This window comes from Pseudomonadota bacterium (genome assembly GCA_039815145.1).
Taxonomy (GTDB): domain Bacteria; phylum Pseudomonadota; class Gammaproteobacteria; order Steroidobacterales; family JBCBZW01; genus JBCBZW01.
This window is the reverse complement of the sequence record JBCBZW010000086.1, coordinates 1-21,965: the sequence shown is the minus strand read 5'-3', so window position 1 is coordinate 21,965 and position 21,965 is coordinate 1. Positions and strand designations below refer to the sequence as shown.

Genomic DNA, 21,965 nt, shown 5'->3' with positions numbered 1-21,965 from the left:
GCGTGGCAGGCCCCACGGGAGGAGGAGCAACGTGCTCAGGGACAAGAAGCACCCGCGTACTCTTCAACGAACTAACATGACAGGACACTCAAGATGCTCCCTCCCGAAGAGGACCTAGAGGCCCGCACGCCCGTCTGGGATTCGCTCCAGATGCTCTTCATGGACACGGACCCGGTGGCGCACTATGAGGACATGGTACTTAGGTGCGCAGCGTCGCCCTACACCTTGGATGAGCTGGAGGCGATTCTATTCAACGAACTCCTACCCGCTCTGCGTGGCAACCTGTATGACCTTGCTGGCGAATGGCGCGGCTTCGAGGTTCGCGGACTGGTCGAGCATGTCTTGGCGAACCACGAATTCGGCAAGCGCCGTCCACGCTTCGGACGCTGGATGGTGAGCGGAGACTGGCCTAAGCTCAGCGAGATGATTGCCCAGCAACGGGCGACGCAGTCGGCGATCGACCGGACCAGCACCTGACGATCCGTCATCAACACGTGCGCGCACACCCACTACGATCGAAGGCCATGACCTACCCCGTTCTGTTTTTGCGTATCAAAGCGATGTTTATGGATTCACTGAGCCTGAGCATCCTCGTGATCTTCCTCGCCTTCTTGCCCGGAAAGCTCGGCATCGACGCTCCCGCCCTGCGCTGGCTGATCCTCATCGGGCCGCTGCTGCTGTTCGAGCCGATGATGATCTGGCGCACCGGCGGCAGCGTCGGGCATCACTACGCGGGGATTCGAGTCATCAGCGAGCGCACCGGCGAGAACCTATTCATTTTGAACGGCGTCGCCCGCCTGATAGTAAAGCTCACCCTGGGGCTGCCGTCGGTCATAACGATGGTGATGACCAAACGGCATCGGTCTCTGCACGATCTTCTGAGCGGATCGGTCGTCGTCTTCAAGGACGAGGCGCGCGCGCCGCAGCGGCACAAGCTGGCACCACGGGACATCACATTCGTCGGACGCAAGCCCTCCGTGCTGAGACGCCTGGCCGTCGCGGTGGCCTACTGGCTCCTCATGCTCTTCGTCATCGCGATTCCGATAAGCCTGTTGATCTCCGACGCCTGCATCGACGCTGGCGCGTGCACAGAGAGGGAGATCACGATCCTGGACGGCACGGGTACACTGACGTTCGCGGCGGCGGTACTGCTGCTTGCCTTGGGAATGGTCGGCAAGTTGCCGGGCGCATACTGGCGCAAGTCGTCGACGTCACCTGAAGCCTAGCGAGGCTATCCGCAGCAGCCCAGGGCGACGCGGTCTCCTGAGCGCACCGCGCCACCACGCAAGGAGCACCCGTGGCAGCACAGTTCGAGAATCAAGGCGGCGCGGCGAACATGGATCCGTCCGCCTTGCGCCGTTGGTTGCTCTCGAAATACCTGTCGTTCCGCTTCAGTGATGGGCAGAGAACTAAGCGCCGGCGACGGGCGGAGAAGCGTCGCCGCGCCGAGTCCAGGCCCCACGTGGTCGAGTACTTCCATCAGATCGATGACGCCTACAGCCACCTCGCCGCCCAACTGCTAGCGCGCTTAGCGGCACGCTACGACATCGAGTTGCGTTGTCACCTGGTGCGTGGCCCCGAGGGCCACAACGTCTCAGACGCTCAGCTGCTATTGCAACTGGCCCGCTACGACTCGTCCCTCATCGCCCCGCAGTACGGCCTGTCCTTCCCGTCCTCCTTGGAGGCTCCGGCCGAGACCTCCACGGCCCTAGCACTATCGATACTCACCTCACTCGAGAGCGAGTCACTGTCGCGGCACTTGGCGGCCGTGAGCGAGGCCCTATGGCACGGCGACTCGCCGCGCCTACAGCAGTACGCGGACGAGTTGAGTCGAGCATCGGCGCCCCAGGTGGCGGAGCGCCTGGCAGCAGGCACTGAGCGCCGCGCCGCACTCAAGCACTACTCCGGCGCCATGTTCCACTACGAAGGGGAGTGGTACTGGGGGGTCGATCGACTGCACTACCTCGAAGCGCGCTTGGCAGCGCTCGGGGCCGACACGAGGCCCGGCGAACCGCCCTTGGCACCTTGCCCCAGCGTCGACCTCGGTGGGGTGAGCGATACCGCCAGCCTGACCCTCGAGTTCTACCCGTCGCTCAGAAGCCCCTACACGGCCATCGTCTTCGACGAAACGGTGGCACTTGCGTCCCAGGCTGGCGTGCGCTTCCGCGTGCGCCCCGTGTTACCCATGGTGATGCGTGGCGTTCCCGTGACGTTCGAGAAAGGCATGTACATCTTCTTTGACGTGGCACGAGAGGCAAAACGTCGGCGTGTGCCCTACGGCAACCTATACGATCCGATCGGTGATCCTGTTCGGCGTTGCTACTCCCTCTACCCCTGGGCCACCGAACAGGGCCTGGGCACGGCGCTGCTGTCGAGCTTCCTACATCACGCGTTCGCCGAAGGCGTCAACACGAATACAAGCAAGGGACTGCGCAAGGTGGTCGAGGGTGCGGGGCTGCGCTGGTCCGAGGCACAGCCCCGCGTCGGCAAAGGCGATTGGGAGCAGGCGCTCGAGGACAACCGGTTAGCGATGTACCAGGGCGGGCTGTGGGGCGTGCCCAGCTACCGTCTGCTTGCCCCCTCCGGAGAGGCACTGCTTCAAGTGTGGGGACAGGATCGCTTGTGGCTGGTGGCGCGGGAGATCCAACGCTATCACGCTTCGCGCGACACCTAGTGCTCTATCCCGAGGACTGAGATGAACGCTCGCTGGAATCTGCCGCTCTCCCTGCTCGCCGCCGCCCTGCTCCTCGCGATCGCCGCGCTCCACGGCAGTGGCTACGGCTACGCAGCGGCGGCGATCGCCGAGTCGACCCTGCCAGACTTCCTCAAGGGAGTGCTGCCGACACTCTGGCTCTACCCCTCGGCGCTGATGGGCCTCCTCGCGGCGGTGGTGTTGCTCACCCTGCGCTACCCGACGGGGCGGCCCGCGGTACTGCGGGTAATCGCCACCATCATCGCGGCCAACGCCGTGCTGGGATTCGTCCTCGGCGGCCTCGTGCCGGGAGGTGTGCTGCTGGTGGTCGCCAGCGCGCTGTGGATCCTCGCGCGTATCGCGCAACATGCTGCGAATGATCGCTAGACTCGCCAGCATCCTGGCCGCGTGCTGCCTCCTTTTGTGGAATGGCGCGGCTACGTCGTCCCCATCGGACAGGATCGCCGTGTCGATCCCCACCGCCGAGGAGGAAACCGCCTACCTCTGGAACACGCTCCTCGACGTGCCCTTCTTCCTCGACCAGGGCTACACCCTTCAGCTTCCACAGCACCCCCTCATGGATGCGCTGATGGACAAGGCCGAGCGAGTCGCCCTGCAAGCGGAAGACCGCAATGCCCTCGCCCAGGCGATGCACGAGGACATCTACGCCCGTGAAGACTACAAGGCCGCCGCGCAGAAGATCCGCTCGCGCACCCCACTCATCAACACGATGATCAGCGAGCTCGACGCGATGGCGAAGATGTGGCGCTATCAGAGCTATCCATCCTACAAGGTAACCCTCACCCTTTATGGCCCGGGAGGCAGCTTCGACCCCGATCAGGGCAGCCTCATCCTGCGCACCACCGCCGAGGGGGACTTCGCTCGCTACCCCGACCCGGCGTGCACCATCATCCACGAGGTGGTGCACATCGGCATCGAGCACGCTATCGTCCGCCGCCTAAGCCTGCCCCATGGCCTCAAGGAGCGCGTGGTAGACCGCATCGTGGCGCTGCGCTTCGGCGACGTGCTGCCGGCCTATCGCGTGCAGCCGATGGGCTACGTCGGACTGGATCGACACCTGCGCGACGCGGATCAACTCGCTCAGCTTCCCGAGGTACTCGCCGAGTACTGGGGCTCTGGAGTGGAGGAATGAAGCGCGAGGGCGTGCTGGTCGGGCTGACCCTCATCACCCTGCTCGCGAGCGCGACGAGCTATGGCGCGGACGACTGCGTCATCCTGCTCCACGGACTCGCCCGCTCTGCCGACTCGATGACGCCTGTAGCCCGCCGCCTCGAGGAGGAGGGCTACGCGGTAGTCAACCAAGGCTACCCCTCACGCAAACATGAGATCGCCGAACTGGCCGAGCGATTCGTTCCCTTGGGTATCGATGCGTGTCGACAACAGGACACCGATCGCATCCACTTCGTCACCCACTCCCTGGGCGGCATCCTCGTGCGCCAGTACCTGGCCCGACACTCGCTGGAGGCACTGGGCCACACGGTGATGCTTGGGCCGCCGAACCGCGGCAGTCAGGTCGTCGACAACTGGAAGGACGTACCGGGCTACGGCTTGCTCAACGGTCCCACCGGCCGCCAACTGGGCACCGACGAACACTCCGTGCCCCTGCAGCTCGGCCCCGTGAGGTTCCCAGTAGGCATCATCGCTGGCACGCGGTCGATCAACCTGATCCTGTCGCAAAGCCTGCCCAATCCAGACGACGGCAAGGTGAGCGTCGAGAACACCAAGGTGGACGGGATGAGTGACCACCTCGAGGTACCCCACAGTCACCCGTTTCTGATGCGCCCGACGCGCGTGCACGACCAGATCGTGCACTTTCTCGAACACGGGCGCTTCGATCGCTCGACGCCCTGATCGCACCCGCGCCTAGTGGCCGTAGCTAAACTTGAAGGCCACCCCGCGACGGCACCAATCCGCCTCGTAAGCATCGACGATGCCGGCAACGGCTTCGCGACCACCGACGATGTACTCCACCTCGCCCGGCGCCCAAGTTACCGCTGCGCTGGAAAATAGTTTCACCATCACCTCGTAGCGACAAGCGTTGACCCCCAACTCCGGGCAGGCTCGCAGTTGGGTCCACAGCTGGCTGCGGTAAGCGAGGGAGGAGCCCACGGCCAACCAATCCAAGTCGGCGCGTACGACGTACCAACCATCCCGCACCAGCGTCTCCGTGCGCGTCGCACCGAAAACGAGGGCCGTGAGCACCAGCTCGCACATGATCCGTTCCGGGTTGGGCCCGCTTGAACCAAAGAACATCTCCGGTCTACGACGGATTAGGGGCTCGGTGCCTCCGAGCACTTGGATATCCTCTCGCGTGTACTTCACCGAGCGCACTCCTCTACGATCAAACCCACGCTAGCTAGTGAGATTATAAGTGAAAGAGAGCTCACAAAGGTCACCTCCGCGTCCGCTCGACCCCATCGAACGGCGGAGGCGGGGAGGGGGTGCTAGGCTCTAGCGTCTTGCCTGGCATAGGAACCTCGCCATGAGCGACTACGTATTGGCCCAGCTGAACATCGCCGAGTTGCTCGCGCCGATAGACTCGCCTCAGCTCGCGGATTTCGTCGACAACCTGGAGCGCATCAACGCGCTTGCCGAACAGTCTTCCGGCTTCGTCTGGCGCCTGCAGACGGACGATGGCGACGCCACTGCCCTGCGCCCCTTTGGTGAGAACTGCATCGTCAACATGTCCGTGTGGCAGGACATCGAGTCCCTGCATCACTACGTCTTCCACACGGCCCACATCGAGATCATGCGTCGGCGCAAGGAGTGGTTCTCCCGGCTCAAGGATGCGTCCAAGGTGATGTGGTGGATCCCGGCGCAGGACACGCCCACGGTCACGGAGGCCAAGGCGCGACTCGATCATCTGCGCGCTCACGGCGCCACGGCGACGGCGTTCACCTTCAAGCGCCCCTTTCCGCCACCGGGGTCGCCCGATCGGGCATCGACACCCTTGGACGATGCGTGCCCTGCGTTCTGAGCGCCATCGCGCAAGGCATAATGGCTAGGTCAACACACCGCTTCATTCACCAACGATCCTGACAGGACTACGCCATGACCCACTTATCCAGGCGCATAGTCGCCGCAGCGATGATCGCGTGGCTGGGTACCCCCGCCCTGGCCCAGGCGGATTCGCTCGAAGGCGCTGACGTGCTGCTCTGCTCATCGGTGAAGGTGACGCGCTGCCCCGCGTCGGCGGATTGCGAGACCAGCCTGCCCTGGGAGCTCAACATCCCCCAGTTCCTGCACATCGACCTGGCCAAGGGTGAGATGTCGACCACGCAGGCGAGCGGCGAGGCACGCGCCACGGCCGTGCAATCCAGCATCCGCGAGGAAGGCATGATCGTGCTTCAAGGCGTCGACAACGGCCGCGCCTTCAGCTTCATGATCATGGAGGAGTCGGGCCTCATGTCCGTCGCAGTGGCGCGTGACGGCGTCACCGTCTCCGTCTTCGGCGCCTGCACGCCGGTCAAGTGAGGAGCTCGAACACCATGCAACGTACCGTCATCGTCGCCACCCTCGCCTTCAGCCTCGCGCTGGAAGGCACCCTGCTCACGCCCGCCTTCGCCCAGGCCCCCACCCTCGCCTCCACCATCGAGGTGTATGTGTTTCCACGCGAAGGACAAACAGCGGAGCAACAGAGCAAGGCCGAAGCGCAGTGCTACGAGTTCGCCACCACCCAGACGGGCACGGACCCCTTCGCCGCCGCCAAGCAGAGTGAGCAGGAGAAGGCTGCCGCCGCCCGCGAGGCCCAAGCTGCCGCCGAGGCGAGCAAGGGCGCCGCGATCAAGGGCGCGGCGCGCGGTGCCGCCCGCGGTGCCCTCATCGGTGAGATCGCCGACGACAGTCCGGGCGAGGGTGCTGCCTGGGGCGCAGCCGCGGGCAGCCGTCGGGGACGCCGCTCCGCTCGGCGCTCACAGCAACAAGCCGCCAACGAGGCCAAACAGCAAGTGGCACAGGCGGAGCAGAAGGAGACCGCCGCCGTGGAGGGCTTCCGCAAGGCCTTCTCCGTGTGCCTGGAAGCGAAGGACTACATGGTCCGCTTCTAGGTTCTTGGCGAGCACCGCGGCGGTTTGGGCGCCCGACGCGCGCCCGGGCCGCGTGACGGTGGCGCTACCGCTACTGGCCGATCGTCGCGAAGCGGGCGATCAGCTCTGCCACGATGGCATCGATCACCGGCCTCGGGTTGCTCATCGCCTCGCGCGAAAGACGCCCCTCCGCCACACCTTCCCACACCAGCTGGTTGGACGCCCGATCGACGAGATCGATGTTCGCTGTGCCCGTCTGGTAGTTCACCGTTTCCACCTCCGTCGTGTAGAGGGGATAGGTCGCGTAGAGGCCACGGCGATAGCCGTAGTAGCCGAAGCGGGTGACGGCCGGCGTCGGCGTCTGCCGCGTGCGCACCTCGCTCTTCTGCTCGGCGTTGGCGAAGAAGTTCACCAGCAGGTCGGGCTCGTTTTGCGAATAGGTGTAGCCCAGGGCGTCCATCTCGCGGCGCAAGGCGTTCTTGAAATGCTGGGTGATGAGGCTCGAGTAGCCCGCCTGATCGGTACCGAGCTCATCGAAGAACCCGTAGGTCTTGTAGGTGGCGAAGTTCGCCGAGCTGTCGTAGTCCGTGCGGTAGCTAGGGCCACTAGCGCAGGCACCGAGCAAGATGGTCGAGAGCGCTACGAGCGCGATGGCGCGTTTCATTCGGAGATCTCCGTGACAAGTGTAGTGAGGGCGTACTGAGTACTCAGCTAGTGGAATTACTGAGTTCGAATACGGCGCGAACCACGCCGGCCTCGTCGCTGAGCTGCAACTGGAAGCCCCTGCTCTCCACGCGATAGGTCCGCACGGCAGGCAGCATCTGGAGATAGCGCGCTTCGAGCGCAGCGTTGGCGCATCCCATGCGGGTGCCTGCGAAGTTGGGACCCAGGCGCAGGCGTTCGCCGGCGAGCACGTCGTAGGGCCCGGTGAAGCGGTTGCAGTAAGCGCTACCGGATGCCCGACTATCGGTCAGGGTCAGATCGACGGTGCGCGTCCCTTCCACGGCGATCACAGCGCCTTCGAGTTGCACCAAGCGCCACTCCACGCCTTCGATCCGAGGATCCGCCACAGCCTTCGCGAGCTGGTAGCGCTCGGCCAGGGCACCGGTGATGCGCTCCCCCGCACGGTCGAGCTGGAACAACACGTGCTCGCCCACCTGGTACTGCAGGGCACCGCCGTCGTCGGCTACCTCGCCGAGGATCACGCGATCACCCGCGGGCGACCAGGCGAAGGTGCCGCGCTCGACGGATGGGGCGTTCTCACGGCCAAGATACTGGAGCGCGCGCTCGTAGGTACCATCCTCACGCAGGGTGATCGCCGTATCGATCGCTTCGCAATCGGCACAGGGCACCAGACCTCGGTAGCGACCGGGCCAATCCAGGGCCTCGCGGCTGCTGTGCCCGTCCGGTGGCGCGAGCGTAAGCGGGTCGCCCGGCGGCTCTGATTCCACACAGCCGGCCAGCATCAGCACGGCACTGGCCGCGATCGACCATCGCGACATCGACATTCCCACTCCCTAGTGTCCTGTCCGAGTAGTTCGTTGAAGAATTCGCACGGGGCTTTTTGTTCCTGGGTGCGGCGCGACGACGAGCGTGGCAGGCCCCACGGGAGGAGGAGCAACGTGCTCAGGGGCGAAAAGCACCCGCGTATTCTTTAACGAACTACTCGGACAGGACACTAGGAACCGCTGGCCTGCAGCGCCTCCATCGTGCGTTCGAGTCGCTCCTCGTCCGCACCGCCACCAAGGGCCCGGTACAACTCGATGAAACGCTGCACGCGACCGAACTCCGCCGTCGCCAGCTCCAGGCTTGCCGCCAACAGCTGGCGCTCGGCGTCGAGCACTTCCAGGTATGCCACCACCCCTTGCCTGAAGCGAAGGCGCTGCAGACGCAGGACTTCCGCCGCGGCATCCGTGCGCTCGCGGTTGTGGGTGATCACCTCGCTCGCCGCCTCGAGGCCCGCCAGGGCATCGGTGACCTCGCGCAGGGCGCTGAGCACCGCGAGTTGATAGGCCTGAGCGGCTTGCAGCAGCTGGGCGTCGGCGATCTGCACTGCCGAATCCGTGCGGCCGAAGTCGATCAGCGGGATCGACCCCGTCGGCCCCCAGGAGAAGGCGTCGGTGCCGTCGTCGAACAGGCCGTCGAGGGAGGGCGAGAAGCGCGCAGCCAGGGCCGTCAGGCCGAGCGTGGGGAAGGGGAAGCGGTTGGCGATCGCCACCCCCACGCGGTTGGTCGCGGCCCGCAGCTGCTCCTCGGCGGCGCGGATATCAGGGCGATCGGCGAGGAGCTCCACGGGCAGATCGACGGTAAAGTCCGGCAGCTCGGGCGTCTGCGGCACCGTGCCTGCAGGAACGAAACTCTGCGGCGGACGACCCAATAACACCGATAGGCCGTTCTCCGTAGCGATGCGTGCCCGCCGCAATTCGGGTAGCGACGCCTTGGTGCTCGCGAGCAGGGCCGCAGCCTGGTTCTGCTCGGCCGCCGAACTCACGCCGTTCACCTTCAGCTCCTCGACCAGCTCGAGGGACTCGGTCTGGCTCTCGATCGTGCGCTCCACGATGTCGATGCGGCGGTCGAGCTCCAGGATCTGCACGTAGCTCGCGGCCACCGCCGAGACCAGGGACACGGTCACCGCCCGGGCGCCCTCCTCGCTGGCCAGGGCGTCGGCCTCGGCCGCGGCGGCGTTGCGACGCAGCTTGCCGAAGAAATCCAGCTCCCAGGCGAAGGCGATGCCCAAGGAGTAGTTGGTATCGTTGTTGCCCACCCCTGGCGCAGGGCTGCTGGCCAGGGCGCCACCGATGTTCGGCCAACGGCTGGCGTTGGCGAAGCGCGCACCCTGTCGGGCCTCGAGCACGCGGGCCAGGGCTGACCGTAGCTCGAGGTTGTCGTCGAGGGCGGTGCCGATGAGGCTGTCGAGGCGCGGGTCATCGAAGAGGTCGAACCAGGCGATGTCGGCCAGATCTGCACCGGTCTGCCCGTCGACGGTAATCGGGTAGGCCTCGGGCATATCCAGCTCGGGACGGACGTAGTCGGGGCCGACCGCGCAGCCGCCGAGCGCCGCGAGCAGGATCGCTACGGGAGTGGCGCACGCGCCTCGCCTCAGCGCACTCATGCCGGCTCCTCCGTCGCGTCATCGGTCGCAGTGGGCGCCGCGTCCGCCTCACCCTGCTGGTGCTTCTTCTTGTCGCTACCGCTCTCCACCAGCACGAACAGCGCCGGCACGAAGAACACCGCGAGCACGGTGGCAGCGAGCATGCCGCCGAACACCGCGGTGCCGACCGCGTGCTTGGAGGCCGCACCGGCCCCGGTGGCGATCACCAGGGGCACCACGCCGAGGATGAAGGCGAAGGAGGTCATGACGATGGGCCGCAAGCGCAGGCGCGCCGCTTCGAGCGCGGCCTCCACCAGCCCCTTGCCCTGCTCGTAGTTCAGCTTGGCGAACTCGACGATGAGAATCGCGTTCTTGGCGCCGAGGCCCACCAGCGTCACGAGCCCGATCTGCCCGTAAACGTCGAAGTTCAGGCCACGGATCTGCACCGCCGCGAAGGCGCCGAGGATGCCGAAGGGCACCGCCAGGATGACCGCCAGCGGAATCGACCAGCTCTCGTAGAGGGCGGCGAGCAGCAGGAACACCACCACGGCCGAGAGCACCAGCACCAAGGTAGCCGTGTTGCCAGCCTCGCTCTCCTCCAGACTCTGCCCGGACCACTCGAAGCCATACTCGGTGCCGAGGACGTCGGCGGCGGTCTCCGTGAGCGCTGCCATCGCCTGGCCGGACGAGAACCCGGCGGCCGGCACCCCCGTGAGCTCAGCGGCGGGGAACAGGTTGTAGCGAAGCATGAAGCGCGGACCGGTGCCGGGGGTCACCTTGACCAAGGTGTTGATCGGCACCATCTCGCCCGCCTTGCTGCGCACGAACAGCTGCGAGAGCGCATCGATGGTCTCGCGGTAGGCGCCGTCGGCCTGGAGGATCACTCGGTAGTTCTTGCCGAAGCGAGTGAAATCATTCACCTGGTAGCTGCCGAGCATGATCTGCAGGGTGCCGAAGACATCGCTGATCGGCACGCCCAGCTTCTTCGCCTTCTCGCGGTCCACATCGATCTGGTAGTTGGGCGTGGCCGTGGTGAAGCTCGTGCTGATGCGCCCGATCTCCTCGCGCGCGCCCGCGGCACGGATGAACTCCTGCGCTTTCGCGCTCAACTCCTCCGGCCCCTGCCCGGCGCGGGCCTGCAGCATCAGGGAGAAACCAGAAACGGCACCGAAGCCTGGCAGTGCCGGCGGATTGAAGGCGTAGCTGATCGCCTCCGGTCGGCCGTAGCCGAGGAAGGTGGCCCGCTGGATGAGGCTGGCGGCCTGCACCTCGGGCTCCGTGCGCTCCTCCCAGGGCAAGAGCTTGACGATCATCAGGGCTGTGTTGGCCGTGGCCGTGCCGGAGATGAGATCGAAGCCGGTAATGGCGAGGACCGATTCGACGCCGGGCATCGTCTGCAGGTCCTTGGTGTAGTCCTGCACCACGGCGTTGGTCCGCGCCAGGGTGGATGCCTCGGGCAGGGATACGGTGGCGAAGAAGGTGCCCGTGTCCTCGTCGGGTACGAAGCCAGTCGGCGTAGCGCGCATGAGCACGAACAGACCGCCAATGATGAGGATCAGCACCATGAGCACGCGCCGCGGTCTGTTAGCGCCAACGCTAGCCAACTTCACGTAGCCGCCTGTGAGGCGATCGAAGCCGTTGTTGAAGGCGCCGAAGGCCCGGCCGAGCAAGCCCGAAGACTCACTGCGCGGCCGGAGCATCTGACCGCACAGGGCCGGCGTTAGCGTGAGCGCGACGACCGTGGAGAAGGCTACGGACACGGCGATGGTGAGGGCGAACTGCTTGTAGAGCTGTCCGATCACGCCCGGCACCAGGGCCATCGGCACGAAGATCGCGGCCAGCACGAGGGAGGTGGCGATGATGGGGCCCGTCACCTCGTCCATCGCCTCGCGGGTAGCGTCGCGTACACCCTTACCACCGGCCACCTTGTGCTCGACGGCCTCGACGACCACGATCGCATCGTCCACCACGATGCCGATGGCTAGCACCAGGGCGAACAGGGAGAGCGTATTGATGGAGAAGCCGAGGACCTGATAACTGATGAAGGTGGCCAGCAGGGACACGGGCACGGCCACCATCGGAATCACCGTGGCGCGCCAGTTCTGCAGGAACACGAACACCACCAGCAGCACCAGCACCAGGGCTTCGAAGAAGGTGTGGATCACCTCTTCAATCGAAGCCTCGACGAAGAGTGAGTTGTCGAACACCACCTCGTAGTCGAGGCCCGGCGGGAACGCTTCGGAAAGGCTCTCCAGGGTCTCCTTGATCGCCTCCGCCGACTCCAGGGCGTTGGCGCCCGGGCTCAAGGAGATGCCGATCGCCGTGGCATCGCTGCCCTGGTACTGGCTGCCGAAGCCGTAGTCTTTGGAGCCCAGCTCGATGCGTGCCACATCGGAGAGGCGCAGGAAGGAGCCGTCGGGGTTGGCGCGCAGGATGATCTCGCCGAACTCCTCCTCCGACGCCAGGCGCCCGGTCGCGCGCAGGGAGAAGGTAAAGCCCGAGTCCATCGCGCCCGGGGGCTGGCCGACACGCCCGGCGGCTGCCTGCTTGTTCTGCTCCTGCACGGCGGCGATCACGTCTGCCGGCGCCAGGCCGAGCGCTGCCATGCGATCGGGTTTGAGCCAAACGCGCATACCGTACTCGGCGCCGAACACCTTCACATCGCCCACGCCCACGGTGCGCTTCAAGGGGTCGACCAGGAAGCTGTAGACGTAGTTGCTGAGAAACTCCTGGGGGTAGCGCTGATCGGGCGAGAAGAGCGCCAGGTAGAGCAGCGTATCCGGCGTCGCCTTGGCCACGGTGACGCCGATGGCGTTCACCTCCGCCGGCAGGCGCGGCTCCACCTGGGAGACGCGGTTCTGCGTCTCCACCGCGGCGATGTCGGCATCGCGCTCGAGGGCGAAGGTCACGGTGATCGACGTGGAGCCGTCGTCACCTGAGATCGCCTTTAGGTAGCGCATGTCGCTCACGCCGTTTATCTGGGAGTCGAGCGGCGTGGTCACGGCCTGGTTGACCGTCTCCGCGCTGGCGCCGGGATAGGCGGTGGTGACCTTGATCGTGGGCGGAGTGATCTCCGGGTACTGGGCGATCGGCAGGCCCAGGAGGCTGAGCACCCCGCCGAGCACCAGCAGGATGGAGATCACGATCGCCATGATCGGTCGGTCGATGAAGAACTTGGCCACCGGTCAGAGCCTCAGGTGCCGGCCGCGCCGGGCGCGTCCGCCGGCTTGGGGGTCACACGGGCGCCCGGTCGGGCCTTCTGGATGCCGTCGACGACGATGGTCTCGCCCGCTTCGAGACCCTCGCTGATGATCCAATCGCCATCGATGCGGGGGCCCAGCACCACCGGACGGTGCTCGACGGTCTGGTCCGTGCCGACGACGCCGACAAAGGACTGATCCAGCACCTGTAGCACGGCACGCGCCGGCACCACGATGGCGTTCTCGAACAGGTTGCTCTGCAGGCGCACGCGGGTGAACTGCCCGGGCAGCAGGCGCGACTCAGGGTTGGGAAACTCCACGCGCAGGCGATAGGTGCCGGTCACGGGGTCGAGGGCGCGATCGGCGAAGTTGATCTCGCCCGGCTCGCCATACATCTCGCCGTCGCCGAGTAGCAAGCGCGCATCCTGGGACAGGCGGGCCATCAGGGTCGGTTGTTCACGGCGCCGCTTCTCGAACTCCAGCAGCTCGTTCTCCGAGGGACTGAAGTACACCCAGAGCGGATCGTCGACCGCCACGGTGGCGAGCACCGTGCTGCCGGCGCTGATCAGATCACCCTCGGCCACCTCGGCCGCCCCCATGCGACCGCTCAGGGGGGACACCACCGTGGAGTACTCGATGGTCAGCTCCGCCTGCTTCAGCAAGGCCCGTTGCGCCTTCACGCCGGCCTCGGCGGCCTCGTAGGCGGCGACGGCGTTGTCGTAGACCTGGCGAGCGATGGCCTCCTCGGCCAGCAGGGGCTCGTAGCGGTCGACGTCGGCGCGGGCGCGGGCCAGCTGGGCCTGGGCCGCCGCCAGCTCCGCGCGCGCGGCCTCGCGGCGCTGGGTGGCGTCGCGATCATCGATCGTGAAGAGCAGCTGACCTTCTTCGACCAGCGCACCGTCCGGCACGTGCTTGTGCATGAGGATGCCGCTCGTGCGTGCCCGTAGGGCCACCTCCTGAGCCGGCACCAACTCGCCCACGTACTCCTTGTAGACGGGGATGTCGCGCACTTCGATCGCGACCACCTTGACGGGCACCGGGGGAAGTTCCGGGGCGGGCGCCTCGCTGCAACCGAACGCAAAGAGGGTGAACACGGCGGCGAGCGTCAGTCGCCCTCCGTGGGAATCTGAGATTAGTGAGCTCACGGTGTCCGCCAAGTGTTGCGAGCCAGGAGTATAGTCAACAGAGGCTGAAACATTCTGTCCAATCGATAGCCTACGCACTCTCGCAACGTAAATTTTCTTGTTCGCTCAGACGCGAACATGGCTACCGCGCCGCGATGCGCGATATCGGCGTCACCCGAGAGGTCCGCTTGCTCGCACGCTACGATGGCGCGCCGATCGACGCCCTCGTCGAGAAGTGCCAGCCGTGAAGGCGCGACGGTAGCGCGCCGAGGCATAATGCGGCGCTCGCCTTTCACCCCCAACGTCGCGCTGAGGATACGGACCGATGAACGCAGTGATCGCCGCGCTCGATGTCATGGCCACGCTGCTGGTGGCCTTCGTGGGCCTCGCCATACTGACCATCGCCGTGGTGTTCGTGCTCGACGTGACCCAGCGCAAGCACGCGATCCGGCGCAACTTCCCCGTGATCGGCCACCTGCGCTACCTCTTCGAACACCTGGGCGAGTTCTTCCGCCAGTACTTCTTCGCCATGGACCGGGAAGAGCTGCCCTTCAACCGCGCCGTTCGCTCGTGGGTCTACCGGGCAGCGAAGGGCGTCGACAACACCGTGGCCTTCGGCTCCACCCGCGACCTGCGCCCCACGGGCACGGCCATCTTCGTCAATTGCCCCTACCCCACCCTGGACCGCGACGCGAGCCCGATCGGCCCCATCACCATCGGTCCCTACGCCGAGCAGCCCTACACCACCCGCGCCCTCTTCCACATCTCGGCCATGAGCTACGGCGCCATCTCCCGCCCTGCCGTGCAGGCGCTCTCCAACGGGGCGCGCATGGCGGGCGTGTGGATGAACACGGGCGAGGGGGGTTTAAGCCCCTACCACCTGGAGGGCGGCGCTGACCTGGTGTTCCAGATCGGCACGGCGAAGTACGGCGTGCGCAACGAGCAGGGCGGCCTGGACGATGCCAAGCTGCGCGAGGTCGCTGCCCATCGCACCGTGAAGATGATCGAACTGAAGCTCAGCCAGGGCGCCAAACCGGGCAAGGGCGGCATCCTGCCGGCGGCCAAGGTGAACGCGGAGGTCGCCGCCATCCGCGGCATCCCCGAGGGCGAGGACTCGATCAGCCCCAACCGCCACCCGGACATCGACTCGGCGGAGGATCTGCTCGATGCCATCGAGCACATCCGCGAGGTGTCGGGGAAACCGGTCGGCTTCAAGATGGTGCTCGGCGCCTACGGCTGGCTCGACGAGCTATGCGCCGAGATCGTCCGCCGCGGCGAGCGCTCGGCACCGGACTTCATCACCGTGGACAGCGCCGACGGTGGCACCGGCGCCGCGCCCATGAGCCTGATCGACTACATGGGCCTGCCCCTGCGCGAATCCCTGCCGATGGTGGTGGACAAGCTCGACGAGTACGGCCTGCGCCCGCGCGTGCGCGTGGTGGCGAGCGGCAAGCTGGTCACCCCGGCCGAGGTGGGCCTCGCCATCTGCGTAGGCGCGGACTTCATCGCCTCGGCCCGTGGCTACATGTTCGCCCTGGGCTGCATCCAGGCCCTGCAGTGCAATCGCAACACCTGCCCCACAGGCATCACCACCCACGATAAGCGCCTCCAGGCTGGCCTCGACGTCACCGACAAGGCCGAGCGCGTGAAGCGCTACGCCGACTCCATCCACAAGGAGATCGGCATCATCGCCCACTCCTGTGGCGTGAGTGAGCCACGACGGCTGCGCCGCTACCACTGCCGGGTGATCGGTGACGACGGTCGCTCACGCGCCCTGCATGAGCTGTACCCACCAGCGAACGCCAAACCCCAACGGGTGGCCTAGGGCACCATCGCCCAGGACTGCCTCCACGAGGGGAATGAGTAAAACGCCTGGCGCCTGACGCTCGGCCGGCACCAGCCCGCACTGAACATAGCCCCCTTCCCCTGCAGCTATTCGACGCGCCAGGTCGCCCGTAGACGACATTCCGTTGAGTGAGCATCAAATCTCTCCGGCACTCTCCTAGCATTCGAGAATCGTCGACGGCGCCGACTAACCAACTCCAATAGCGCCCCGACGCCCCCGGCATGGACGCCATCCACATAAGACAAGAACTCGTTCCGGGGAGGACGCCGATGCCTTTGACCGCCAGATCCACCACTGCGCTTGCGCTATCAATGGTTGTGTTAGCCGGCTGTAGCAACAGCAGCGACGACAACTCGAGCTTCATCGACGCGCTGAGCACGGACCTCTCCAAGGCCCTGCAGGGTGCCGGCGGCGGCGCGGGCCCCACCCTGTTCCTGCTGCCCGACGAGAACGATCTCGACAGCATCCCCGCCGATCCCGCCAACCCGCTGACGGCGCAGAAGGTCGCCTTGGGGCAGATGCTCTACCACGAGACCGGTCTCGCCACGATCCCGAACGACGTGGCCCGCACGGGCACCTACAGCTGCGCCACCTGCCACCATGCGGACGCCGGCTTCAAGGCGGGCGTACCCCAGGGCATCGCCGACGGCGGTGAGGCCTTCGGCCTGGTCGGCGAGGCGCGTGTGCTGAGCGCAGGCCTCGACGGCAACGCCCCGGCCACCTCGCCCCTGCGCCCGGACATCCAGCCCGTGGCCTCGCCCACCACCCTCAACGTCGCCTTCCAGGACGTGATGCTCTGGAACGGTCAGTTCGGCAACGCCAGCAACGGCATCATCAACGCCGGCCTCGCGCCCGGCGTGCTCGCGACGCCGGGCACCCCCAAGGCGCAGAACACCCGCGGCCTCTCCGGCGTGGAGATCCAGGCGGTAGCCGGTCTAGGCGTACACCGCCTCAACGTGGAAGGCGATTCGCTGCTGCAGACCCAAGCGGACTACATGGCGATGTTCGCTGCCGCCTTCCCCGCCAGCACGGACACGCTGGAAGATGCCGCCAAGGCCATCGCCGCCTTCGAGCGCACCCTGCTCACCACGCGCGCACCGTTCCAGCGCTGGCTGCAGGGCGACCGCACAGCCATGAACGAGCAGGAGTTGCGCGGCGCCCTGCTGTTCTTCGGCAAGGCCAACTGCGTCTCCTGCCACACGGGGCCCGCCCTGAGTTCCCCGGTCGGCGCCACCGCTGATCAGATGTTCATGGCGATCGGCTTCGATGACCTCGACACCACCGATCCCCGCGTACACGGCACGGTCGGCGAAGCGGACTCGCGCGGCCGCGGTGGCTTCACCGGCAACCCCGCGGACGACTACAAGTTCAAGGTCCCGTCCTTGTACAACCTGGCCGACGCGGCCTTCTACGGCCACGGTGCGTCCTTCAACAGCGTGCGCGACGTGGTGGCCTACAAGAACGCAGGCGTGCCCCAGAAGCCCGCCGCTGCCGCTCAGCTGGATCCACGCTTCCAGCCGCTCGGCCTGTCGGAAGGGGAGATGGACGACCTGACGGCCTTCCTGGAGACGGCACTGTACGACGCGGAACTGGATCGCTACGTGCCGGACGCGCTGCCGAGCGGCAACTGCTTCCCCAATGCGGACGCCACCTCGATCGACGATCTCGGCTGCTAAGACATCCGTCAGGAACGATCAGGCCCCGCGCTCTCCGGGGCCTGATCTCGCTGCGAGTTAGTGCGCCGCCTGCGGCCCGAGGGGCACCGCGTCGCACTGGAGAATATCCACCAGGGCCTGGTGCGGCACGGGCGGCGAGAACAGGAATCCCTGGTACTCCAGGCACCCTCGCTCGCGCACCCAGTCCAGCTGGGCGGCGGTTTCGATGCCCTCGGCGATGATGTCCATCTTCAGCAGCTGCGCCATGGAGACGATCAGCTCCGTGACCGGTCGGGCGGCGTTCAGGCCGTTGATGAAGGATCGATCGATCTTCAGGCAGTCGAGAGGATAGCGGTGCAGGTAGGCGAGGTTGGAGTAGCCGGTGCCGAAATCGTCGATGGCGATCCGAAAGCCCGCCTCGCGAAGCTCCTTCACGCGCTCGGCCGTGGGCGCATCGTGGCCGAGGAGCACCGACTCGGTGATCTCCAGCATGATGTCCTTCGGACGCCGATCGTAACGTTTCACCAGGGCCAGTAGATCGTCGATCAGATGATCCTTGCCCAGTTGCAACGGCGACAGGTTCAAGGACAAGCTCAGGGGATAGCCCAGCCTTTCCCACTCGGCCTGTGCCTCGAAGGAGCGCTCCACCACGATGCGCGCCAGCTCATCGATGTAACCCATGCGCTCGCATGTACTAACGAAGTCGTCGGGCTCGACGAGGCCGCGGGTGGGATGGTGCCAGCGAGCGAGCGCCTCCACGCCGCAGATCTGGCCATCGCTGAGGCGCACGCGCGGCTGGTAGAACACTTCGAACTCATCGCGCTCGAAGGCGTGGCGGATATCGCGCTCGAGGGTCAGGCGGGCGTTGACCACCGCGCTGAGTTGCGGCGTGAAGAAGACCAGCGTGTTGCGCCCCCGTGCCTTGGCCTCGTACACGGCCAGGTCCGCGTGACGCATGAGCGTCTCGAGATCCTCGCCGTCGTCCGGGAACAGGCTAACCCCTAGCGTAGGTGTCACGCACACCTCGCGCCCATCGAGCACCACAGGCGCCGACAGGGCCTGCGTGACCCGTGCGGAAAGCGCCTTGAGATGCTCCTGGATATCGCGAGCCGAGGCGAGGATCAAGAATTCATCGCCGCCGAGGCGGGCGATGAGATCCCCCTGGCGCACCACGGCGCGCAGGCGATCCGCCGTCTCCATCAGGAGACGGTCGCCGGCCGCGTGGCCGAGGGAGTCGTTGACGTCCTTGAAGTTGTCGAGATCGATGAAGACGATCGCGCCCTGCTCGCCGCGCTCGCGCACCTCCGTGAGCCGCTCGCCGAAGCGCTCGTTCACGTAGTTGCGATTCGGCAGCTGGGTCAGGGTGTCGTGGTTGGCGAGGAACTGGGCGCAGTGCTCGGCGCTCTTCAGGCTGCTCACGTCCACTTCGCTCAGCAACCACGCGGTCTGCCCGCTGATGGGGTCGTGGCAGCGGCGGGCCGAGATGTCGTGCCAGCGCACTTCACCGAAGGCGTTCACCTGGGCCGTGATGTTGCCGACGCCGGTGCTGCGCAGGGCGAGGGTGAGCGAGCGGTAGTCCGCCGGCGAGGCGAAGTGTTCCTCGAGCGCGCGCGCGCCGTTCTTCAACGCGGCGCGCGACGCGGGGTTTCGGTAGATCGCCACCCCGGCCTGGTCGTAGAGCGTGATCATCACCGGCGTGTGCACGAGGGCCTCCACGCTGCGCAGGCCGTCGGCGTCGAGGGGATGGTCCTGCAGGCCCTCCACGAGCATGGCCATGCGACCGTCGTCGAGGGGGAACGCCGAGTGCACCACGTGCAGGGTGGCGGGCTGACCGTTCGGGTAGAGGGTCACCACGTCATTGAAGACGGCGCTCGGGTCCTTGCGCAGATCCGCGCGATATTGCTCCAGGCGAGTCGCGATTTCCGGCGACATGTCGGCGCCCATGTCTCTCGCTGACAACTCCTCCAGGCTCTCCGCCTGCCAGACGATCAGCCCCGCCTCGTTCGCCCAATGCACGCGGAGGTTGTCCGGATCGAACACCCAAACCGGCTGGCGCAGCTGGTCAAGCACGCGGAATTGATCGACATTTGCCATGGGGGAGTAGCGTCTTCGGGAGCGTGATAGAGCAGGTTAAGTTTGCCCCACTCGTCCGCCTTTGTGGGCAAAAGAATGTTGTTCGGTGCGGCAAGCGATCGTGCCGACCCGCCTGGACGGGCGTAGCCCTCGCGTGCCCCACCCTCTTTCTAGGGGATTCGCCTTAGACGCTGGCCAAAATTCAGACGAGCGGCGGCTACTGCGGGGCGCGCCGCGACTTGGCGCCGGAGCGAAGAATCGCCATGCGCATCAGCGACGGGAAGTGGCGCGCAAACCACACGGCGGTGCGGCCGTGGCGGGTAAAGACCTGCTCCGCCTTACGCTTGTCCACGGCACGCAGCATGATCTGCGCCGCCTTCGGCGTGGGCATGACGAGCCACGCCGGCAGGTTCTCCTTCGTTTCCGGGTTGAAGGTGCCTTCGTTATCGACGCGACGAATCTCGCTGTCGACGAACCCGGGGGCCAGGTGAGTGACGGAGATACCGTCGTCCTTCACCTCGGCCCGCAGGGAGTCACACAGGGCGCGTACGGCGAACTTACTCATCGAGTAGGCAGACGTGCCCGGCAAGGAGATGTAGCCGGCCACGCTGCCGACGATACCGATGCGCCCGCGCGAGGCCTGCAGCGCCGGCATCGCCGCCTGCACCGTGCGCATGACGCCGAAGAGGTTCACGTCCAGCTGCCGGTGCAGATCGTGCGGCGCCAACTTCGCCACCTTGCCCACCACGCCGAAGCCGGCGTTGGCGATCACCGCATCGAGCCGCCCGAAGCGCTCCAGGGCGGGTGCGAGCACGGGGCTGAGGTCCTCGCGCACGTCCCCGGGGCAGACCATCACCCGGTCCGCACCGAGTTCTTCGCGTAGCTGTTCCAGGCGTTCGGTGCGTCGCGCCGTGAGCACCAGCTGCGAGTCCGTCAGGCGGCGCGCCATCGCCTCGCCGATCCCCGAGGACGCCCCGGTGATACAGACGACGGCACCCTTCAACTCACTCATCGCCCTGCGCTCCGATCCATAGAGCTAATACTTTCATTCACGAAGAGACGCTCAGCTCGCGAGGTGCTCGCCGAAGAACGCCAGGGTGCGCGACCAGGCGAGCTCCGCCGCCGCCTCGTCGTAGCGGCCCGTGGAGTCGTTGTGGAAGCCATGGTTCACGTCCGCGTACTCGTGCATGACGTAGTCGGCGCCGTTTGCCTCCAACGTTTCCGCGTAAGCGGGCCAGGTCTGGTTCACGCGCTTATCGAGGCCTGCGAGCTGCACCATCAGGGGGCCCGTGACCCGCGAGCGAAGCTGCTCGGCGGCCGGGGTGCCGTAGAAGGGCACGCCCGCATCGAGCTGCTCGGGGATGGCCGCGGCGAGCATGTTCACGATGTAGCCGCCGAAGCAAAAACCGACCGCGCCCAGCTTGCCGCTGGAGCGCTCATGGCCCTTGATCCAGGCCGCGGCGGCGAGGAAATCCTGCTCGATCTTGCGGTGCTCGAGGGACCGCTGCAGCAGGCGGCCCTCATCGTCGTTGCCTGGGTAACCGCCCTTCGGGTACAGGGCGTCGGGCGCAAAGGCTACGAACCCCGCCTTCGCCAGGCGGCGCGCCACGTCCTTGATGTAGGGGTTGAGGCCGCGGTTCTCGTGCACCACCAACACGGCCGGCGCCGACCCCGACTCGCGCACCGCCTCCGGCAGCACCAGATAACCGCGGCCTTCGCCGTGACCGCGCGGCGAGGCGAAGGTCTCGTAGGTGGCGAAGATCTCGGGATCGTTGAAGGACACCTGCTCCGCCTGCGCGTAGCTCGGCATGAGGGCGCCCGTCAGCGTGCCCAGGGAGAGGCCGACCACGGGCGCGAGGGCAGCGAGGCGACCCATGAACTCCCGTCGCGTGATCAGGCCGTGGGCGTACTCGTCGTACCAGTCGAAGGCTTCCTGGGGGATGGGCAGGGACGCGATATCGTGGGCGGCACGGGCCATGGCAGCACTCCTTTGACGCTGGCGTACACCAACGCGTCAGCAGCGTTGGCCGGATTGATGATGTCGAGACCCAGCATACGCCGGACGACACTCAAGGGGTGTCGGAAGAATCCTTGCCGCCCGCGTTGCGCATGGCATCAGCCTCGCGCACGCCGGGCACCATGCGTGCCGAGAGGAAGATGCCCGCCTCGTAGAGCAGGTACATCGGCACGGCGAGCAGGGTTTGGGAGATCACATCAGGCGGTGTCAGCAGCATGCCG

20 protein-coding genes are annotated in these 21,965 nt (G+C 66.3%); 11 read left to right on the top strand and 9 right to left on the bottom strand.

The features are described 5' to 3' along the window. Nucleotides 1-93: 93 nt before the first annotated feature. From AAF184_17880 to AAF184_17855, 6 genes are all read left to right on the top strand, one after another. Nucleotides 94-477: a hypothetical protein gene (locus tag AAF184_17880; protein ID MEO0424213.1), complete on the top strand. Its 384-nt coding sequence runs from the start codon at nucleotides 94-96 to the stop codon at nucleotides 475-477. A 47-nt stretch (nucleotides 478-524) separates the two neighbouring features. Then, nucleotides 525-1,226, top strand: coding sequence for an RDD family protein (locus tag AAF184_17875; GenBank protein ID MEO0424212.1), 702 nt, complete (start codon nucleotides 525-527; stop codon nucleotides 1,224-1,226). A gap of 71 nt (nucleotides 1,227-1,297) precedes the next feature. Then, on the top strand, nucleotides 1,298-2,674 hold the full coding sequence (locus AAF184_17870; protein ID MEO0424211.1) for a DsbA family protein: 1,377 nt from the start codon (nucleotides 1,298-1,300) through the stop codon (nucleotides 2,672-2,674). A gap of 21 nt (nucleotides 2,675-2,695) precedes the next feature. After that, on the top strand, nucleotides 2,696-3,079 hold the full coding sequence (locus AAF184_17865; protein ID MEO0424210.1) for a hypothetical protein: 384 nt from the start codon (nucleotides 2,696-2,698) through the stop codon (nucleotides 3,077-3,079). 79 nt (nucleotides 3,080-3,158) lie between these two features. After that, complete coding sequence (locus AAF184_17860; protein MEO0424209.1) at nucleotides 3,159-3,845, top strand: hypothetical protein; 687 nt, start codon at nucleotides 3,159-3,161, stop codon at nucleotides 3,843-3,845. Further along, on the top strand, nucleotides 3,842-4,564 hold the full coding sequence (locus tag AAF184_17855) for an alpha/beta hydrolase (GenBank protein MEO0424208.1): 723 nt from the start codon (nucleotides 3,842-3,844) through the stop codon (nucleotides 4,562-4,564). The genes AAF184_17860 and AAF184_17855 overlap by 4 nt, the downstream gene beginning before the upstream one ends. 12 nt (nucleotides 4,565-4,576) lie before the next feature. Here AAF184_17855 and AAF184_17850 read toward each other — a convergent pair whose 3' ends face one another. After that, nucleotides 4,577-4,927, bottom strand: a complete 351-nt coding sequence (locus AAF184_17850) for a hypothetical protein (protein MEO0424207.1) — start codon at nucleotides 4,925-4,927, stop codon at nucleotides 4,577-4,579. A 268-nt stretch (nucleotides 4,928-5,195) separates the two neighbouring features. On the opposite strand from AAF184_17850, the gene AAF184_17845 reads away from it, so the two are divergent. The 3 genes from AAF184_17845 (at nucleotide 5,196) to AAF184_17835 (ending at nucleotide 6,759) form a co-directional block, all read left to right on the top strand. Further along, complete coding sequence (locus AAF184_17845) at nucleotides 5,196-5,690, top strand: DUF3291 domain-containing protein (GenBank protein ID MEO0424206.1); 495 nt, start codon at nucleotides 5,196-5,198, stop codon at nucleotides 5,688-5,690. Between the two features lie 74 nt (nucleotides 5,691-5,764). After that, a complete protein-coding gene (locus tag AAF184_17840) occupies nucleotides 5,765-6,187 on the top strand; it encodes a hypothetical protein (protein MEO0424205.1) in 423 nt (140 codons plus the stop codon). A gap of 14 nt (nucleotides 6,188-6,201) precedes the next feature. Continuing rightward, nucleotides 6,202-6,759, top strand: coding sequence for a hypothetical protein (locus tag AAF184_17835; GenBank protein MEO0424204.1), 558 nt, complete (start codon nucleotides 6,202-6,204; stop codon nucleotides 6,757-6,759). A 70-nt stretch (nucleotides 6,760-6,829) separates the two neighbouring features. Here AAF184_17835 and AAF184_17830 read toward each other — a convergent pair whose 3' ends face one another. The 5 genes from AAF184_17830 to AAF184_17810 all read right to left on the bottom strand — a co-directional run bounded on the left by AAF184_17830 (nucleotide 6,830) and on the right by AAF184_17810 (nucleotide 14,174). Further along, nucleotides 6,830-7,402: a DUF4136 domain-containing protein gene (locus tag AAF184_17830; GenBank protein MEO0424203.1), complete on the bottom strand. Its 573-nt coding sequence runs from the start codon at nucleotides 7,400-7,402 to the stop codon at nucleotides 6,830-6,832. 43 nt (nucleotides 7,403-7,445) lie between these two features. Continuing rightward, nucleotides 7,446-8,246 (bottom strand): copper resistance protein NlpE N-terminal domain-containing protein, encoded by an 801-nt coding sequence (locus AAF184_17825; protein ID MEO0424202.1) that lies wholly within the window; start codon nucleotides 8,244-8,246, stop codon nucleotides 7,446-7,448. 170 nt (nucleotides 8,247-8,416) lie between these two features. Continuing rightward, nucleotides 8,417-9,850, bottom strand: a complete 1,434-nt coding sequence (locus tag AAF184_17820; protein MEO0424201.1) for an efflux transporter outer membrane subunit — start codon at nucleotides 9,848-9,850, stop codon at nucleotides 8,417-8,419. Continuing rightward, on the bottom strand, nucleotides 9,847-13,011 hold the full coding sequence (locus AAF184_17815; protein ID MEO0424200.1) for a multidrug efflux RND transporter permease subunit: 3,165 nt from the start codon (nucleotides 13,009-13,011) through the stop codon (nucleotides 9,847-9,849). The genes AAF184_17820 and AAF184_17815 overlap by 4 nt, the downstream gene beginning before the upstream one ends. 11 nt (nucleotides 13,012-13,022) lie before the next feature. After that, a complete protein-coding gene (locus AAF184_17810; protein ID MEO0424199.1) occupies nucleotides 13,023-14,174 on the bottom strand; it encodes an efflux RND transporter periplasmic adaptor subunit in 1,152 nt (383 codons plus the stop codon). A gap of 304 nt (nucleotides 14,175-14,478) precedes the next feature. Between AAF184_17810 and AAF184_17805 the strand changes: the two genes are divergently transcribed. Both AAF184_17805 and AAF184_17800 read left to right on the top strand, forming a co-directional pair. Further along, nucleotides 14,479-15,978: an FMN-binding glutamate synthase family protein gene (locus AAF184_17805; protein ID MEO0424198.1), complete on the top strand. Its 1,500-nt coding sequence runs from the start codon at nucleotides 14,479-14,481 to the stop codon at nucleotides 15,976-15,978. A gap of 332 nt (nucleotides 15,979-16,310) precedes the next feature. Then, the gene (locus tag AAF184_17800; GenBank protein ID MEO0424197.1) at nucleotides 16,311-17,675 is read left to right on the top strand and encodes a cytochrome c peroxidase; all 1,365 of its coding nucleotides are present in this window, start codon (nucleotides 16,311-16,313) and stop codon (nucleotides 17,673-17,675) included. A gap of 57 nt (nucleotides 17,676-17,732) precedes the next feature. On the opposite strand, the gene AAF184_17795 is transcribed toward AAF184_17800, so the two are convergent. The 3 genes from AAF184_17795 to AAF184_17785 form a co-directional block, all read right to left on the bottom strand. Further along, nucleotides 17,733-19,748 carry an EAL domain-containing protein gene (locus tag AAF184_17795; GenBank protein ID MEO0424196.1) on the bottom strand — a complete coding sequence of 672 codons (2,016 nt, stop codon included), beginning with the start codon at nucleotides 19,746-19,748 and terminating at the stop codon, nucleotides 17,733-17,735. Between the two features lie 196 nt (nucleotides 19,749-19,944). Next, nucleotides 19,945-20,739, bottom strand: a complete 795-nt coding sequence (locus tag AAF184_17790) for an SDR family NAD(P)-dependent oxidoreductase (GenBank protein MEO0424195.1) — start codon at nucleotides 20,737-20,739, stop codon at nucleotides 19,945-19,947. A 51-nt stretch (nucleotides 20,740-20,790) separates the two neighbouring features. Further along, the gene (locus tag AAF184_17785; protein ID MEO0424194.1) at nucleotides 20,791-21,705 is read right to left on the bottom strand and encodes a dienelactone hydrolase family protein; all 915 of its coding nucleotides are present in this window, start codon (nucleotides 21,703-21,705) and stop codon (nucleotides 20,791-20,793) included. Nucleotides 21,706-21,965 lie beyond the last annotated feature (260 nt).

Bases quoted from the DNA above. Each gene is read 5' to 3' on its own strand.
- AAF184_17880 (MEO0424213.1), top strand. From the start codon at position 94: ATGCTCCCTCCCGAAGAGGACCTAGAGGCCCGCACGCCCGTCTGGGAT.
- AAF184_17875 (MEO0424212.1), top strand. From the start codon at position 525: ATGACCTACCCCGTTCTGTTTTTGCGTATCAAAGCGATGTTTATGGAT.
- AAF184_17865 (MEO0424210.1), top strand. From the start codon at position 2,696: ATGAACGCTCGCTGGAATCTGCCGCTCTCCCTGCTCGCCGCCGCCCTG.
- AAF184_17855 (MEO0424208.1), top strand. From the start codon at position 3,842: ATGAAGCGCGAGGGCGTGCTGGTCGGGCTGACCCTCATCACCCTGCTC.
- AAF184_17850 (MEO0424207.1), bottom strand. From the start codon at position 4,927: ATGTGCGAGCTGGTGCTCACGGCCCTCGTTTTCGGTGCGACGCGCACG.
- AAF184_17845 (MEO0424206.1), top strand. From the start codon at position 5,196: ATGAGCGACTACGTATTGGCCCAGCTGAACATCGCCGAGTTGCTCGCG.
- AAF184_17840 (MEO0424205.1), top strand. From the start codon at position 5,765: ATGACCCACTTATCCAGGCGCATAGTCGCCGCAGCGATGATCGCGTGG.
- AAF184_17835 (MEO0424204.1), top strand. From the start codon at position 6,202: ATGCAACGTACCGTCATCGTCGCCACCCTCGCCTTCAGCCTCGCGCTG.
- AAF184_17830 (MEO0424203.1), bottom strand. From the start codon at position 7,402: ATGAAACGCGCCATCGCGCTCGTAGCGCTCTCGACCATCTTGCTCGGT.
- AAF184_17825 (MEO0424202.1), bottom strand. From the start codon at position 8,246: ATGTCGATGTCGCGATGGTCGATCGCGGCCAGTGCCGTGCTGATGCTG.
- AAF184_17820 (MEO0424201.1), bottom strand. From the start codon at position 9,850: ATGAGTGCGCTGAGGCGAGGCGCGTGCGCCACTCCCGTAGCGATCCTG.
- AAF184_17805 (MEO0424198.1), top strand. From the start codon at position 14,479: ATGAACGCAGTGATCGCCGCGCTCGATGTCATGGCCACGCTGCTGGTG.
- AAF184_17800 (MEO0424197.1), top strand. From the start codon at position 16,311: ATGGTTGTGTTAGCCGGCTGTAGCAACAGCAGCGACGACAACTCGAGC.
- AAF184_17795 (MEO0424196.1), bottom strand. From the start codon at position 19,748: ATGGCAAATGTCGATCAATTCCGCGTGCTTGACCAGCTGCGCCAGCCG.
- AAF184_17790 (MEO0424195.1), bottom strand. From the start codon at position 20,739: ATGAGTGAGTTGAAGGGTGCCGTCGTCTGTATCACCGGGGCGTCCTCG.
- AAF184_17785 (MEO0424194.1), bottom strand. From the start codon at position 21,705: ATGGCCCGTGCCGCCCACGATATCGCGTCCCTGCCCATCCCCCAGGAA.